This window comes from Mesorhizobium sp. M7A.F.Ca.AU.002.02.1.1 (assembly GCF_003998535.1).
Lineage (GTDB): Bacteria > Pseudomonadota > Alphaproteobacteria > Rhizobiales > Rhizobiaceae > Mesorhizobium > Mesorhizobium ciceri.
Genome location: NZ_RZPB01000054.1, coordinates 1 through 15,653 on the forward strand (window position 1 = coordinate 1; position 15,653 = coordinate 15,653).

The following is a 15,653-nucleotide window of genomic DNA, read 5'->3' on the forward strand; positions in this document are numbered from 1 at the left end:
AGCCCAGCCCCTCGCGCATCAGCATATGCTTGGTGCGCACATCCGTCAGCCGCCAGGTACGGTAGGCATAGACGCCGAAGTCGCGCCCCTTGGTGCGCTCCGACTGGTCGGTGACGACAAGTTGGGTGTGTTCGCGCGCATCCTCGATCGCCACCGGTTTCGGCAGCAAGGCCAGCGGGTGGGTGGGCGCGGCGGCCAGCACGATCGACATGAAGCCGATGCGCACAAGGTTCACGTCGACATCGCCCAGCAGGCCGCCAATGCCAAGGTCGGCCTGACCGCTGACGACATGGTCGGGGATCAGGCCGAGCGTGCCGATGTGCAGCCGCAGCATCACGGTCGGAAACTGCGCCTCGAATGCCTTCAGCACCCGAACCAGCACCGGTGACGGCAGCGTCGCGTCGACCGACAGCGCGACCTCGGCCTCGAGCCCCTGGTGGTGGCCGTCGACGCGCGAGCGGATGCGCTGCAGCACGCCGATCATGCGCCGTGCGTCCTCCAGCATTGCCCGGCCGATCTCCGTCAATTGCGGCTCGCGCGTGCCCTCGCGCTCGAACAGTTTCAGCCCAAGCTGCGCCTCGAGATTGGCGATGCCGTAGCTGATGACGGACTGTGCCCGGTTGAGCTTGCGGCCGGCGGCCGAGAAGCTGCCGGCTTCGGCGACTGTCACAAAGATCTGAAGTTGATCGAGCGTCGGGTTGGGCTGCATCGTTATATCCAACTTATGGATGGATCGTATAGAAAATATACCAGTTTATTGAATGGATCGAAAGCCCCATATCTGGCGGGACAAATCATTCCAACCGCTGGAGAGAGCCCAAAATGTCCATTCTTCTTGTCACTTCGAGCCCGCGCGGCGCTGCCTCGCATTCGACCCGCATCGCCACCGAATTCGCCGAAAAGCTCGTCGCCGCCGATCCGTCGAACACGCTCGTCGTGCGCGACCTCGTCGCCAATCCGTTGCCGCACATCGATGCCGACTATGCGACGGGCATCTATACCCCGGCCGAAGCGCGCACCCCGCGCCAGGCTGAAGTCGTCGGCGTCTCCGATGTCGTGCTCGACGAGCTATTCGCCGCCGACACGGTGATCCTGGCCACCGGCTTCATCAACTTCAACATCTCCTCGACCCTGAAGTCATGGGTCGACCACATCTCCCGCTCCGGCAAGAGCTTTGCCTATGGCGAGAACGGCCCCAAGGGTCTGGTCACCGGCAAGAAGGTCTATATCGTGCTGGCTTCCGGCGGCATCTATTCGGAAGGTGCGGCCGTGCAGTTCGATCACGCCATTCCCTACCTGCGTGGCGTGCTCGGCTTCCTCGGCATGACCGATGTCGATGTCATCCGCATCGAAGGTGTCGGCATGGGCCCTGACGCGGTGACAGCAGCGCTCGCCAAGGCGACCGCCAAGGTCGACGCCGTCGTGGCCGCCAGCCGGGACGTCGCGGCTGCCGCATAAGGCGCTGCGGCCACCCACCCGAAATTGAAAAAGGCAGGCGCGTACGCGCCTGCCTTTTTCTTGGCGGCGCGACAAAGTTACGTGTGGAAAATGGATGTATTGCGTTGGATAAATTGCAGCGCAACGCCATTGGTTATTCTGCTGTTCTGCGTTATCGGTCGCCGATGTTCCTTTCCGTCGCTACAACGCAACGTCCGGCCACAGATCTCGGCTTCTTGCTGCACAAGCACCCCGAACGTCTGCACGAGACTGACCTATCCTTCGGCAAGGCTTGGCTGTTCTATCCGGAAGCGACCGACGAGCGTTGCGAGGCCGTACTTCTGCTAGACGTCGACCCTATAGGGCTAGTGCGAGGCAAGGGGCAGGCAGAAGGCTTGTTGGACCAGTATGTGAACGACCGCCCGTATGCGGCATCGTCCTTCCTGTCAGTGGCATTGAATAAGGCGCTGCGAACCGCGATGACCGGCATATCAAAGGAACGCCAGCAACTGGCCGACAGCGACCTGCCGCTCGAAACCGTGGTGACCCCGCTGCCGATGCGCGGCGGCGAGGCTCTCGTGCGGGGTCTGTTCGAACCCTTGGGATGGTCCGTTGACCTGACACCGATCGAAACTATTGGATCCAACACAGGCGGCCCCCGATACGGTCATCTTAGGCTGACCGGCACCGGCCGGCTAAGCAGCCTGCTCAATCACCTCTATGTCCTGATCCCGGTGATGGACGACGCCAAGCACTACTGGGTTGGCGAGGCCGAGATCGACAAGCTGCTGTCCAAAGGCGAAGGCTGGCTGGAAAACCACCCAGCCAAAGACCTAATCGTGCGCCGTTATCTGCGCAACCGGGGTGCGTTGGCCCGCATCGCCCTAGAGCGACTGGCTCCCGAGACGGCTGGTGAGGCCCTGCCTCCCGAAGCCCGGATTGCGCCCGAGGAAGCGCTCGAGGCGCCCATCCGACTGAATGACCTGCGCATGGACGCAGTGGTCCGAGCCATCCGCGCGACCGGCGCGACCAGTATTGCAGATCTGGGATGCGGCGAAGGCAAGCTTCTCTATCGGCTCGTGCGCGAACGATGGGTCCACAAGATGTTCGGACTCGACCCTGCCGTTCGTGAGCTGGAACGGGCTGCCAAGCGTCTCAAGCTGAACGAGTTCGGCGGACCGCCCGAAGGCCGTGTCACGCTGATGCATGGATCGCTGACATATCGCGACAGCCGCTGGGCAGAAGCTGATGTTGCCGTGTTGGTGGAGGTCATCGAGCATCTCGACGAAGACAGATTGCCCCTAATCGAACGTGTTGTCTTCGGCGAGACGGCGCCCAAAACCGTGATCGTGACCACGCCCAACGCCGATTATAACGCCTTGTTTCCCAATCTGGCTCCCGGCGCCTTTCGCCATCCGGATCACCGTTTCGAATGGAGCCGCGTTCGGTTTGAAGCCTGGGCGGCCCGGATCGGCAAGGCCTATGGCTACAGCGCCGCATTCAGCGACATCGGAGCCGTGCACCCAGTCCTGGGGGCGCCGACACAGATGGCGGTGTTCACCCGATGAGAGAGCCCGACAAGACCGATCTCGCCATCCCTGACTTCGCCCTGGTCGTGCTGATCGGATCGACGGGATCAGGCAAGTCGACCTTCGCCGCCAGGCACTTCCTGCCGACAGAAATCATCTCCTCGGATCGCTGCCGCGCGCTAGTCAGCGACAACGAGACTGATCAGGATGTCTCGGCAGATGCCTTCGATTTGGCGCGCGAGATTGCCAGCAAACGGCTCAAGTATCGCAAGCTGGCCGTCATCGATGCCACCAACGTGCGAGCCGCTGACCGCAAGGCCTGGATCGAACTTGCGCGCAAGTGGCACACCTTGCCGGTCGCCGTGGTCATCGATCCAGGTGTCGACGTCTGCGTCGCTCGCAACGCGTTGCGACCCGACCGGCCGTTCGGCGCCGGCGTGGTCCAGCGCATGACCACCGAAATTCGCAAGGGCCTCGGCGGGCTGCAACGCGAAGGTTTCCGCCAGGTCTGGAAGCTTACCAGCGAGGCCAGTATCGACACCGCCAGGGTCACGCGCCAGCCATTGTGGACCGACAAGCGCGACCACCACGGTCCGTTCGATATCATAGGCGACATCCACGGCTGCGCCGATGAACTTCAGGCCTTGCTCGCTCAACTCGGTTACAGCGTCGCCTGGTCCGAGGATCATGGCGAACGAATCGTCGCTGTGACACCGCCGGAAGGCCGCAAGATCGTCTTTGTCGGCGACCTCGTCGATCGCGGTCCCAACGTGCCCGACACCTTGCGCATCGCCATGAGCATGGTCGCGGCCGGAGCCGCCTACTGTGTCCAGGGCAATCACGAACGCAAGCTCAGCCGCTGGCTGGAGGGCCGCAAGGTGACGATTGCCCACGGCCTGCAACAAACCATCGATCAGCTGGACGCTCAGGATCGCGGCCTGCGAGAGGCTTTGCCGGCCTTCCTCGACAGCCTGCGCAGCCACGTCTGGCTGGATGACGGACGCCTCGCCGTCGCCCATGCCGGCCTCAAGGAAGAGATGATCGGACGTGGCTCCGGCGCTGTGCGCGAGTTCGCCCTCTATGGCGAAACCACTGGCGAAATCGACGAATTCGGCCTGCCCGTCCGTGCCGATTGGACTGCCGCCTATCGCGGCAAGACCGCCGTGGTCTACGGGCACACGCCGGTGCTGTCGGCCGAATGGGTCAACAACACGCTGTGTATCGACACCGGTTGCGTGTTCGGCGGCAAACTGACGGCCTTGCGCTGGCCGGAACGCGAACTGGTCGAGGTGCCGGCAATCCAGACTTGGTCCGAACCGGTGCGCCCACTAGGTGGATCCTCCGGTCTGGGCAGATCGGCACAGGCCGACGCCGACGGGGTGCTCGACTATGAGGATGTCTCTGGTCGACGTTGGATCGAGACCGAACTGAGGGGCCGGGTCGTTGTGGCCGAGGAGAACGCGTCGGCAGCACTTGAGGTGATGAGCCGTTTCGCATTGTCGCCGCAGTGGTTGATGTATCTGCCACCGACGATGTCGCCATCGGAGACCAGCAGCCAAAGCGGCTGGCTGGAGCGCCCCGAGGAGGCCTTCGCCCATTTCCGCGAGCGTGGCGTCACCCAAATCGTTTGCGAGGAGAAGCACATGGGTTCGCGGGCAGTCATCGCGCTGTGCCGAGACGCACAGGCGGCGCGCGACCGGTTCGGGGTCCCTGGCGACGAGACCGGCGCGATCTGGACCCGGACCGGACGCTCCTTTTTCAACGGCACTGGCATGACGGAGGGCCTGCTCGCCCGCCTCCGCGCCAGAGTCGAGGCTGTGGACCTATGGAAGGAATTGAACAGCGATTGGCTGCTGCTGGACGCCGAGATCATGCCCTGGTCGGCCAAGGCCAGCAGCCTGATTGAAAGCCAGTATGCACCAGTAGCGACGTCTGCGGCCGCAGGCCTCCAAGCCAGTCGCGAGGCGCTGGCCCGTGCGATGGCGCGTGGCATCGATGCGGCCTCGCTGGACGCTCGCCTTGAGGACCGGGCCGCGCGCGCGGCCAGATACGCTACCGCTTGGGCGCCTTACGTGTGGCCTGTCTCGGGCATCGAGGACCTGAAGGTCGCACCATTCCACCTGCTCGCCAGCGAGGGACGTGTCTGGTTCGATCATGACCACGTTTGGCACATGACACTTGCAGAGCGCCTGGCTGCCGGCGTGGTAACGCGAACACAATGGCGGGTGGTAGATCTGGCCGACGCCGGCGCTTGTGCCGAGGCTGTTGCCTGGTGGGAGACGCTGACCGGCTCGGGCGGCGAAGGCATGGTGGTGAAGCCGCGCGACTTCGTCAGCCGGAACAAGAAGGGGGTTATCCAGCCGGCGCTGAAGGTGCGCGGCCGGGAGTATCTGCGCATCATATATGGCCCTGAATACGACGCACCGGACAATCTCGTGCGCCTGCGGGAACGAGGCTTAGGTGGCAAGCGTAGTCTGGCGCTCCGGGAGTTCGCGCTCGGTCACGAGGCGCTGAAGCGGTTTGTCGCCAGGCAGCCCCTACGGCGTGTCCACGAGTGTGTTTTCGGCGTCCTGGCGCTGGAGAGCGAGCCAATAGATCCAAGGCTGTAGTCTAGACTACCCAATGAAATGCCTGAGCAACCCCGCCGAAGCGACCCCGATCAGCACGGTCGGCAGCATGGAAAACCGCGTGGCGGCTGCCAGAGTAACAGCCAGCGCCAGAAGATCCGCCGGGGACTTCGATACGAAGGCCGGTGCGATGACAGAGATCAGCACGCAGCCGGGCGCAGCTTCCATCACAGCCGTGGCACGGGCGCCCAGCGTGCGGTTGCGTAGGACGACATAGCCGCCGATCCGCGTCAGATAAGTGACGCCGGCCATCAGCACGATGGTGAGAAGGGTCACGGCATCAATCATGCATCACCTGCCATCAGCCAGGCCGCGACCAGACCCGACATGGCGCCGGCGGCGACATACCAGGCACCGGGAACGAAGAGATAGACCAGTGCTGCAACGCCCAGGCTGACCAGCCAGGGCCGCGCCGCCGCCATACCCGTCCACATGCCGCGCATCAGCACCAGGAAGACAGCCGGGAACGCCATGTCAAAACCATAGGTCTCGACATGGCCAAGCATCGGACCGAGCAAGGCACCCAGCGTGGTGAAGGCCACCCAGGTGAGATACATCGCCAGCGCCGCGCCCATATAGTAGCGCGGGCTGAAGGCCGGCGTGATGCCGGCTGCAGCACGCAGTTTGGCATCGGCCAAGCCCAGCGCCCAGCTTTCATCGCACATAAGGAAAAGCGCCGGAAACACCTTGCGCCGTGGCAGGTCGCGCAGGAACGGCGCCAGTGCCGCCCCCATCAGCAGGTGACGGCTGTTGACCAGGAAGGTGATGGCGACGATGAGCACGATGTGCGGCGGCGACGTCCACAACTGGATCGCCGCGAACTCCGAACCGCCGGCGAAGTTCAGCCCTGTCATGGCAGACAGTTCGACCGTGCTCAAGCCTTTCTGCGTCGCCTGGGCGCCAAGCACCAGCGCATAGGGGATGGTGCCGAACAGCACCGGCGCGCAGGACGCCACGCCACGGCGGAATTCGGATTTCGAACCATCTGCCACCGTCTCGACTGCCTGTGAAATGCTCATGTGTCTTCATCGGCTGACCTCGCGGCCGCCGCTTCTCTGCGTTTGAAATCAACTGATGTCGGCAGCAAACATACCGAAATCGGTCCGCAATTTGGTTGCGGAGATTGTTGTATTTCGCCGAGTTCTGGCATTTTATGTTACAAATTTTCGAATAGATGGAATCTGTAGCCATGAAGCTGGATGAGATCGACAAGCGGATTCTGCGGGCGCTGCAGCGCGACGGCCGCATGGCCAACAACGATCTGGCCAATGAGGTCGGGCTGTCGCCATCGCCTTGCCTGCGTCGCGTGAAGCTGCTGGAGGAAGCCGGTGTCATCGACCGCTACGTCGCCGTGCTCAACCCGGCCAGCATCGGCAAGGGTCTGACCTTCTTCACCCGCATCTGGCTGAAGACGCAGGACGAGGACACGATCGAGCATTTCGCCACCGAAGTCGCCAAGCTGCCGCAGGTGATGGAGTGCTATCTGATGCTCGGCGATTGCGACGCCATGGTGCGCGTGGTGGCGGCCGGCATCGACGACTATCGCCGCTTCCAGTCGGAGCATCTGAGCCGCATCAAGGGCGTGCAGAACGTCAAGACCGACGTCCCCAGCCAAACGATCAAATACACGTCGGAACTGCCGGTCTGATCTGCTGAAAACGGCGTCGGGCCAGACTGGATAAAAAATGCAACCGGATTGTAGGATCAGCCTCGCTGCCGGCGTCCTTCGGATGCAAGCAGCGCTGAGCGCTGCCCTCTGGCATGGGAGATTTGAATGAGCTTTTCCTATCGTTGGGTCATCGTCGCGGCTGGCGCGCTGATGTCCTGTGTCGCCATCGGGACGATGTTTTCGCTGGCGATCTTTCTCGAGCCGATGGCGATCGACACCAACTGGTCGCGCGCCGGCATTTCGAGCGCCATGACGCTCAACTTCCTGGTGATGGGCCTTGGCGGCTTCGCCTGGGGCGCGATATCGGACCGTTTTGGCGCCCGCATCGTCGTGATGACCGGCGCGGTTCTGCTCGGGCTGGCGCTGGTGCTGGCCAGCCGGGCCGGTTCGCTGCTGAGCTTCCAGATTACCTATGGCGTGCTGGTCGGCCTCGCGGCAAGCGCCTTTTTCGCGCCGATGATCGCGCTGACCACAGGCTGGTTCGACACCAACCGTAGCCTCGCCGTCTCGCTGGTCTCGGCCGGCATGGGCGTGGCGCCGATGACGATTTCGCCCTTCGCCCGCTGGCTGATCTCCGCCTATGACTGGCGCACCGCCATGTTCGATATCGGCATTACCGCCTGGCTATTGCTGTTGCCGGCGGTGCTGCTGGTGCGCCAACCACCGAAGCCCGTCATGGCCGATACCGGCTCCGCGCCGGTTGCCGAAGGCGCCGGCCTGACGGTCGGCAAGGCGCTGCGCTCACCGCAGTTCATCGTGCTGGGGCTGACCTTCTTTGCCTGCTGTGCGGCGCATTCCGGCCCGATCTTCCATATGGTCAGCTATGCCATGCTGTGTGGCGTCGCCCCCATGGCAGCGGTCTCGATCTACAGTGTCGAAGGCCTGGCAGGCCTCGGCGGCCGGCTCTTCTACGGCGTGCTGGCCGACCGGCTGGGCGTCAAGCCGGTGCTGATCGCGGGCCTGGCGATCCAGGCGATCGTCATTGCCGCCTATCTCTCGATCAGCCGGCTTGAGCAGTTCTACATGCTGGCCGTTATCTTCGGTGCCACCTATGGCGGCGTCATGCCGCTCTATGCGGTGCTGGCGCGCGAATATTTCGGCCAGCGCATCCTCGGCACCGTGTTCGGCGCCGCCACCATGCTGTCCAGCCTCGGCATGGCGCTGGGCCCGCTTGCCGGCGGCATGGTGTTCGACGCCTACGCCAACTATTCCTGGCTGTTCATCGGCTCGGCTCTTATCGGGCTCGGCGCGGTCGGCATCGCCATCGCGTTTCCGCCGCTACCGCGCAGGGAGTTGCAGCCGGCTTAGTCCGCGTCGATTTCCACACCTTGCTGGCCAGGCGCGCAATCAGCCTGGCCCGTTCGGTTCACTGCGGATTCCCCCTTGCGCGAGGCAGCTTACGGCCAACGTTTGCAGGCAAGCGATCTCGACTGAGCTCGCGCATCCAGTCCACGCCAGAGAGGACACCCTGATGGTCGAACATCCGAGTGGAAGCGAAAGCAACAGAATTGCCGCAAGCGCTGTTACCGACGACGATCCGCGTCTTGCATTCATTTATCAGGAAGCAGTGAGAGGTCTCACGCAACAGCAAACCCTTGTGGAGAACATGAGCAGCCGCGCCGGCAGCCTTGTCTTCGCCACCGCCTTCGCAAACTCGTTGCTTGGCGGTGCGGCCCTTTCCAACGGGCTTGGGCCTTGGGACTGGATTGCGGTGGCCCTGCTGTTCGGCATTGGCGGGCTGATCGTCTTCATGCTTTGGCCCTACCACCAATACACATTCCGCTTCGATCCCGAAGAGTTGCTTGATCAATATGTCGACGGCGACAGGCCGACGACGATGTCGGCCATGCGCCGCGCGCTTGCGCTTCGCATCAAGGCGGACATGGCCGGCAACTGGCGAATTATCCAGCGGCTGCGGGTGGCGCTGCAGATTGCGCTGCTGTTTCTGCTGCTCGATATCCTGGCCTGGCTTTTGGCGATTGCAGGCGTTTGAGCCGGAGGGCACACGGGTCCGCCACGGCCCGGCGCTTGACGGACAGGCAACCCACGATGGATCGAAAAGCTTTCTTGAGCATTTAAGCTTTGGCTAATAGTAGCCCAGGAGAGAACCAATGAAAAAGACGCTGCTCATTTTGAGCCTGCTCATTCCGCTCTCGGCGTGCTCCCGTACAGAACAAGGCGCTGCCGTCGGCGGCTTGGGTGGCGCAGCGGTAGGCGCCGCGGTGGCCGGCGATCCTGTGCAAGGGGCGGTTGTTGGCGGTGCGGTTGGCGCGATAGCCGGGGCCGTCATCGGGCACGCCAGCGAAGCCGGCCAGTGCAGATATCGCGATCAGTATGGCCGGGTTTACGTTGCACGATGCCCGGAGGGTTACTGACCTGGAGGCGCGTGATCTCTTTCGATCACGCGCCTGCTCCGGAGGTGGGATAAGCGATGGGCTATCGGATCAAAGTACTGCTGGGTTGCTGGTTCGCCGTTGCCAGCGCTGCCGCGATGTATGCGGCATCCACCGCCGCGATCTCCGCCGCGCCTGTTGATGGCAAGACGATTGCCGATCACCTCTCATCGGTAAAGTCCATGTCCGGGGACTTCGTCCAGTCGGGTCCAAATGCGGAGAGGACCCGTGGCAGGTTTTTTCTACAACGCCCCGGCAAGATCCGATTCAACTATGCAGGCCAATCAGGGATCAGCGTGATTGCAGATGGCAAATCCCTGGTGGTTTATAACAGAAAGCTGAAGACATCGCGGCTTTATGCTCTCTCGAAGACGCCGCTTAAGCTGCTGCTCGACAATAAGGTCGACTTCTCCGGCAATCGCGTGAAAAGCATCAGGGACGATGGCGCCCAAGTTACCGTCAAGCTGGCCGACAGATCGACCTTCGGCAATTCGAGCATCTCCATGGTGTTCGACAGTAAATCTCTCGATCTGCGCAGATGGAGCCTCACCGACGAGAAGGGACTTACCACAACGGTGACTATATCAAATGTGAAGCAGGGCGTTCGCGCTCCCGAGGGTACCTTCGTGATCGATTACACGGCAAACCGTGAATTCAACACGACAACGAAATAGCCGAAGCCGCGGGCATATTCCCTGGGCCGGAACCAATGCGATCATCAGCGGTTTAGTCCATGAAGGGACCGGAACCGCAAAGGACGCGGCGCAATGATTGAAATTCACAGCATGGAAGCGGCCAAAGCCAGACTGCGTATAAGGAGAGCTGAGCACTCTTTGAAGTGCGCGAACGACTTGCTGGATGAGGAAGGTGGCGTCGCCCTCAATCTGGCATTGTGCAGCCGGATAAGGGCCGCGCAAAGGCACCTGATCGAGGCAAGGGCACGCCTGATGACGATCGATCCCGCCAGGACGAATTGACCCGCTGGCGGTCGCACGTCAACCCCTGAGCGATAGGTCTATCGTGGCGCAAGGCCCGGGCGGCTAAGGGGCGCTCGGTGTGGCGATGGTCCGGCCCTTACCCAAAAACCCGATCGCCCTGCTCGTCGACCAGTTGGATGCCCTTCTTGATCGAGATGTCGACGGCGTCATCGAGCCCGGCAAAGCGGTCGGCGCGGATGAATTTGTGTTCCTTCACCACGCCGTCGATCTCCTTGGAGACGACGCCGCAGGTCTGGTACTGGCCATCGGCCTTGTAGGGCGTGGCGCTGATCAGAAAGCCCTTGTGCTCGACCTGCTTGGCTGGCGCTGCACTCGTCGGCTCAGCCGTCTGGGTTCCGCCGCCGCCACCGCCGAAAAGACGCTTCAGAAAAGACATCGGACTTCCTCCAACAGCATTCATCCCGCACCATGTAGAGTGACGCGGGATGAATTTCACTATCGGTCCTTGGGCCAGCGGGCAAGGGCTGCGTCCGGTCGGCTGGACGAGCTTACTTGTGCGACAGCGCTTCCAGCGCCTCGGCGGCGGCTTCGAGGATGGCGATGGCCTCGGCCTGCTTGTCGGCCGGGGCGTCGACGAAGTCGCCCAGAGCCGCGCGCAGCCGGTGACGGACTGCGCGGAATTCGTCGCGCGCTTCCGAACGATCCCCGCGGCCGCCACGACGCCCGCCCTCTTCGCTCTCGTCGTTCCAGCCGAACCAGTCGCGCGCCTTGGCCATTTTGCGGCCGAAGCGCTCGAGATGGTCGAGCACGCCGTCGATCATCTCGCGGTTGTCGGCGAGATGCGCCTGGCCCGCCTCGGTGATCGAAAACACCTTCTTGTTACCGTCGGCGGCGGAGGCGGCATAGCCGGCCTCTTCCAGGAAGGTCAGCGTCGGGTAGACCACGCCCGGGCTCGGGCTGTAGATGCCGCTGGTGCGCTCTTCCAGGGCCTTGATGATGTCGTAGCCGTGACGCGGCGCTTCGGCCAGCAGCGACAGCGTGATCAGCTTGAGGTCGCCGTCGGCCAGCATGCGTCCGGCGCGGAACATGTCGCCCGGACCGCCGCGCCCGCCACCACGGCCGCCGTGGCCGAACGGGCCAAAGCCGCCGCCCCCTCTGCCACCGAATTTGCCGGCCATGTGCATGAACATGCGCTCGCCGAAATGACCGCGCCCGAAATGATTGTGTTTGTGCATTGATTGCTCCTTGAGTTGTATCGTACGATATATCTTAATTAGGCAAGTCAATCGATGGAGTCAAGATATATCTTACGATGTATCTGAATGCAGCACCAGCGGGCTCGATTTTCCAGTCTCGGCCGCTTCGTTGCGAACGGCGGCCACCGATAAATTCGGCTACCAGCGCCCCTTGCGCCGGTTCCAGGCATAGAGAAGATCGGCAAAGCGATCGTAGGCAAAGCGTGTCAGCGGCAAGGCAACCGGATTGCCGAACAGCGTCGCCAACCAGCCCTCGCCCGGCGTGACCTTCCATACCGCGATGGCGACATCGGCGCCGACCAGCAGTCGGCCCTCGGCATCGGTGGCGTGCAGCCGGCGGCGGATATCCTCAAGCGACGCGCCAAATCCGGCTAGCGCTGCCGGTTCAAGATTGATGTCTCGGAACTCGATCCGCCCAGCCTTGACCGCTTCGATCAGCCGCCGCTTCTGCCTGCTGATCCCGGCATCGCAGACCGGGCAGCGCGTATTGTACCAGACGGTCAGCATAGTTCCGGCATTTGGTTGGTAGCGCAAACTTGAAGGACCACGAACGATCGGGCGCCGTCAAGACGTCGCTCGGTCGCTCGCGCGAAGGAGAATGTATCGGGCCAGCCGGTCCGGCCCTTCCGCTACAGGCTCTATCCGAGCGAGGTGACGATCTCGCGGTAGGCCAATTCGGGAAAGGCCTTCAGCGTCCGCGTCCTGACATTGCCGGCTGCCGCCAGCATCAGCGAGAAGCGCGCCAGCACCGCGTCGTCGGGCGCTTCGACCATCGCCACCATGTCGTATTCGCCCATGGTCAGGTAGAACGCCTTGAACGATCCGCCCATGTCTCCCAGCTGCTTTCTGGCGGCGTCGAGCCGCTTCGGTGACTCGCGCACGTTTCTGGCACCCTGCTCCGTCCAGTTCATCAGCACGATGTAGCTTGTCATGGCACACCTCCCTCCGGGGCCACGGAGCACGGCGGCTTCGCCGGGGCGGGCATCCGGGTTATCGCCCAGAAATGCATCCGACAGCGAAATTATCCTCCCGAAGGGCCCGGCCCGCAAGAGTGCGCCCCACAAACAAAAAAGGGCGCCATCGGCGCCCTTGAACTCTTTGCATCGGTAAGTCTCAGCTATCCAGGAAACTGCGCAGCTTGCGCGACCTGCTCGGGTGCTTGAGCTTGCGCAGCGCCTTGGCTTCGATCTGGCGGATACGCTCGCGGGTAACCGAGAACTGCTGGCCGACTTCTTCCAGCGTGTGGTCGGTGTTCATGCCGATACCGAAGCGCATTCTGAGCACGCGCTCCTCGCGCGGCGTCAGCGAGGCCAGCACGCGCGTGGTGGTCTCGCGCAGATTGGCCTGGATCGCCGCGTCGATCGGCAGGATCGCCATCTTGTCCTCGATGAAATCGCCCAGATGCGAATCCTCCTCGTCGCCGACCGGCGTTTCGAGCGAGATCGGCTCCTTGGCGATCTTCAAGACCTTGCGTACCTTTTCGAGCGGCATGGCAAGCTTTTCGGCCAGTTCTTCCGGCGTCGGCTCGCGGCCGATCTCGTGCAGCATCTGGCGCGAGGTGCGCACGATCTTGTTGATCGTTTCGATCATGTGCACCGGAATGCGGATGGTGCGCGCCTGATCGGCGATCGAACGCGTGATCGCCTGCCGGATCCACCATGTCGCGTAGGTCGAGAACTTGTAACCACGGCGGTATTCGAATTTGTCGACCGCCTTCATCAGGCCGATATTGCCTTCCTGGATCAGGTCGAGGAACTGCAGGCCGCGATTGGTGTATTTCTTGGCGATTGAGATGACGAGGCGCAGATTGGCCTCGACCATTTCCTTCTTGGCGATCGCCGCTTCGCGCTCGCCCTTCTGCACCTGGTTGACGATCTTGCGGAATTCCAGGATCGAGATCGCCGTTTCGGTGGCGAGGTTCTGGATCTCGGCGCGCAGGTCCTTGATCGCATCCTTCTCGTTCTTGGTGAATTCCTTCCAGCCGCGCGAGGTCAGGTTGCCGATCGAGCGCGTCCAGTTCGGGTCGAGCTCGGAACCCTGATATTCCTTCAGGAACTCTTCGCGACGCACGCCGTAGCTTTCGGCGAGCCTGAGCAGCTTGCCTTCGTTCTGCACCAGGCGCTTGTTGATGTCGTAGAGCTGCTCGACCAGCGCCTCGATGCGCGCCGTGTTGAGCGACAGCGACTTCACCGCCTTGATCAGCTGGTCCTTCAGCTCCTTCAGCCGGCGATCCTGGCTGGGCGACAGCGTGCCGGCCGCGGCCAGACGGTTCTCGACCTGCTGATCCTGCAGCTTGCGCAGCTTTTTGTAGGTGTCGGCGATAACGTCGAGCGTCTCCATCACCTGCGGGCGGAGTTCCGCTTCCATCGCGGCCAGCGACAGGCTTGCTTCGTCCTCGTCTTCGTCGTCGTCATCCGTCAGCCCACGCGTATCGGCGCCGACATTGGTGATGTCGTCTTCGTCGTCGCGCGAACGGCGCGGCTTGTCCTCGACCTTGGCTTCCTCGACGCGCTCGACCACCGGCGCCTGCTTGGCCTCGGGGCCGGCATAGGTGGCTTCGAGATCGATGATCTCACGCAGCAGGATCTTGGATTCGTTGAGTTCGTCGCGCCAGATGATGATGGCCTGGAAGGTCAGCGGGCTTTCGCACAGACCCGCGATCATCGTCTCGCGACCGGCCTCGATGCGTTTGGCGATGGCAATTTCGCCCTCGCGCGACAAAAGCTCCACCGAGCCCATCTCGCGCAGATACATGCGCACCGGATCGTCGGTGCGATCGGTCGGTTCTTTCTTGGTGGTGGTGGCGGCAACCGCGGTGCCGGTCTGCTCAGCCAGCTCGTTGGCGTCTTCCTCGGCATCGGCCGCGGTGTCGGCGGCCTCGGGCTCCTCGCCCTGCTCGTCGTCCTCGACCACGTTGATGCCCATGTCGGACAGCATCGCCATCGTGTCCTCGATCTGCTCGGAGGTCACTTCCTCTGAGGGCAGCACCGAATTCAGCTCGTCCATGGTGACATAGCCGCGCTTCTTGGCGGCCTTGATCATCTTCTTGACAGCATCATCGGAAAGGTCGAGCAGAGGGCCATCGGTGGCGCCTTCGCGTTCGGTTTCGACCTCTTCCTTTTCCTTTGTCGCCATAGTCTTTATCTTCTCCTAGCGGCCGAACTTCAAAGCCGCGTAAGCTGTCGGACCAGTCAAATCGGATGCGCTCGCTTATGAAACGCGCTTCACCGGGCCAGTAACTGCATCAACTCGTTTCGTTTGGTGTATGTCGTTGCCCCAAAACCGGGTTTCCCCTTTTTGGGCGACATCCATTAAGTCCAGATTAACCCTGATATCTGTGGCAGGCGGGCTGCCTGTCCAGTGACCAGTACCTCACATCGCTTATTTCCCGTCGACGCGGGTTCGGGTTAACGTTTCGAATCGTCCTGATTCCGCCAATCTGCCAGAAGGTCAAGCGCCTCTCGCATGATTCGCATGAAAAAAGCGAATCAATTACCCGACTTAGCCCGTTACGCGCCATTTCGACGCGCAACGACGCTTTCTCAATTCACTCGCTTCCAACTAAGCTCGCCCTGCCCTGCCCGAGGAGACGCCAAACCCTTCGATCAGCGCTTCCGTGGCTTGCACATCCTGGAATTGCGCCTGAATTTCGATCAGGTGCCGGTAGTTTTCGTCTGTGGGATCGGTGGCGAGCGCCGCTTCCGCCTGTTTCAGTTCCTTATGTAAGGTGCGCGCGCTGCGCTGCAAGTGCAGCGCCTGGCTGAAAGCATCGCGGGCATCTACAAGGGCGGCGGTCTCCAGCGC

General features: G+C 62.4%; 17 protein-coding genes and 1 pseudogene. 9 read left to right on the plus strand and 9 right to left on the minus strand.

What is annotated here, in order from left to right:
- The coding region (locus tag EN879_RS05900; RefSeq protein WP_164774325.1) for a LysR family transcriptional regulator at positions 1-709 on the minus strand (709 nt) is incomplete at its 3' end.
- A 113-nt stretch (positions 710-822) separates the two neighbouring features.
- Here EN879_RS05900 and EN879_RS05905 point away from each other — a divergent pair.
- The 3 genes from EN879_RS05905 (at position 823) to EN879_RS05915 (ending at position 5,575) form a co-directional block, all read left to right on the plus strand.
- Entirely contained in the window at positions 823-1,458 is a 636-nt protein-coding gene (locus EN879_RS05905) for an FMN-dependent NADH-azoreductase (RefSeq protein ID WP_024505492.1), read from the plus strand.
- A 104-nt stretch (positions 1,459-1,562) separates the two neighbouring features.
- Positions 1,563-3,005 carry a 3' terminal RNA ribose 2'-O-methyltransferase Hen1 gene (locus EN879_RS05910; protein WP_244514334.1) on the plus strand — a complete coding sequence of 481 codons (1,443 nt, stop codon included), beginning with the start codon at positions 1,563-1,565 and terminating at the stop codon, positions 3,003-3,005.
- Positions 3,002-5,575 (plus strand): polynucleotide kinase-phosphatase, encoded by a 2,574-nt coding sequence (locus tag EN879_RS05915; RefSeq protein ID WP_063168770.1) that lies wholly within the window; start codon positions 3,002-3,004, stop codon positions 5,573-5,575. Before EN879_RS05910 ends, EN879_RS05915 begins: the two co-directional genes overlap by 4 nt.
- Before the next feature lie 6 nt (positions 5,576-5,581).
- Here the strand turns inward: EN879_RS05915 and EN879_RS05920 are convergent, their stop codons facing one another.
- Complete coding sequence (locus tag EN879_RS05920) at positions 5,582-5,881, minus strand: AzlD family protein (RefSeq protein WP_013530160.1); 300 nt, start codon at positions 5,879-5,881, stop codon at positions 5,582-5,584.
- On the minus strand, positions 5,878-6,612 hold the full coding sequence (locus tag EN879_RS05925; protein ID WP_127273982.1) for an AzlC family ABC transporter permease: 735 nt from the start codon (positions 6,610-6,612) through the stop codon (positions 5,878-5,880). The genes EN879_RS05920 and EN879_RS05925 overlap by 4 nt, the downstream gene beginning before the upstream one ends.
- Positions 6,613-6,782: 170 nt before the next feature.
- Here EN879_RS05925 and EN879_RS05930 point away from each other — a divergent pair, with 170 nt between their 5' ends.
- From EN879_RS05930 to EN879_RS05955, 6 genes are all read left to right on the plus strand, one after another.
- A complete protein-coding gene (locus EN879_RS05930; protein WP_063168771.1) occupies positions 6,783-7,241 on the plus strand; it encodes an Lrp/AsnC family transcriptional regulator in 459 nt (152 codons plus the stop codon).
- A 126-nt stretch (positions 7,242-7,367) separates the two neighbouring features.
- The gene (locus EN879_RS05935) at positions 7,368-8,570 is read left to right on the plus strand and encodes an MFS transporter (RefSeq protein ID WP_063168772.1); all 1,203 of its coding nucleotides are present in this window, start codon (positions 7,368-7,370) and stop codon (positions 8,568-8,570) included.
- Between the two features lie 298 nt (positions 8,571-8,868).
- Complete coding sequence (locus EN879_RS05940; RefSeq protein ID WP_082826532.1) at positions 8,869-9,255, plus strand: hypothetical protein; 387 nt, start codon at positions 8,869-8,871, stop codon at positions 9,253-9,255.
- Positions 9,256-9,373: 118 nt separating this feature from the next.
- Positions 9,374-9,637: a YMGG-like glycine zipper-containing protein gene (locus EN879_RS05945; protein WP_013530156.1), complete on the plus strand. Its 264-nt coding sequence runs from the start codon at positions 9,374-9,376 to the stop codon at positions 9,635-9,637.
- 56 nt (positions 9,638-9,693) lie between these two features.
- Entirely contained in the window at positions 9,694-10,329 is a 636-nt protein-coding gene (locus tag EN879_RS05950; protein ID WP_063168774.1) for an outer membrane lipoprotein carrier protein LolA, read from the plus strand.
- A 93-nt stretch (positions 10,330-10,422) separates the two neighbouring features.
- Complete coding sequence (locus tag EN879_RS05955; RefSeq protein WP_013530154.1) at positions 10,423-10,632, plus strand: hypothetical protein; 210 nt, start codon at positions 10,423-10,425, stop codon at positions 10,630-10,632.
- 97 nt (positions 10,633-10,729) lie between these two features.
- On the opposite strand, the gene EN879_RS05960 is transcribed toward EN879_RS05955, so the two are convergent.
- The 6 genes and pseudogenes from EN879_RS05960 to EN879_RS05985 form a co-directional block, all read right to left on the minus strand.
- Entirely contained in the window at positions 10,730-11,029 is a 300-nt protein-coding gene (locus EN879_RS05960) for an HlyU family transcriptional regulator (protein WP_024505488.1), read from the minus strand.
- Between the two features lie 112 nt (positions 11,030-11,141).
- Entirely contained in the window at positions 11,142-11,828 is a 687-nt protein-coding gene (locus EN879_RS05965) for a PadR family transcriptional regulator (protein WP_063168775.1), read from the minus strand.
- A gap of 159 nt (positions 11,829-11,987) precedes the next feature.
- On the minus strand, positions 11,988-12,356 hold the full coding sequence (locus EN879_RS05970; protein WP_063168776.1) for a DCC1-like thiol-disulfide oxidoreductase family protein: 369 nt from the start codon (positions 12,354-12,356) through the stop codon (positions 11,988-11,990).
- A gap of 131 nt (positions 12,357-12,487) precedes the next feature.
- The gene (locus EN879_RS05975; RefSeq protein ID WP_063168777.1) at positions 12,488-12,781 is read right to left on the minus strand and encodes a GYD domain-containing protein; all 294 of its coding nucleotides are present in this window, start codon (positions 12,779-12,781) and stop codon (positions 12,488-12,490) included.
- 181 nt (positions 12,782-12,962) lie between these two features.
- A complete protein-coding gene (rpoD, locus tag EN879_RS05980; protein ID WP_013530149.1) occupies positions 12,963-14,984 on the minus strand; it encodes an RNA polymerase sigma factor RpoD in 2,022 nt (673 codons plus the stop codon).
- A 426-nt stretch (positions 14,985-15,410) separates the two neighbouring features.
- Positions 15,411-15,653, minus strand: a pseudogene (locus EN879_RS05985) (DNA primase); the annotation flags it as partial.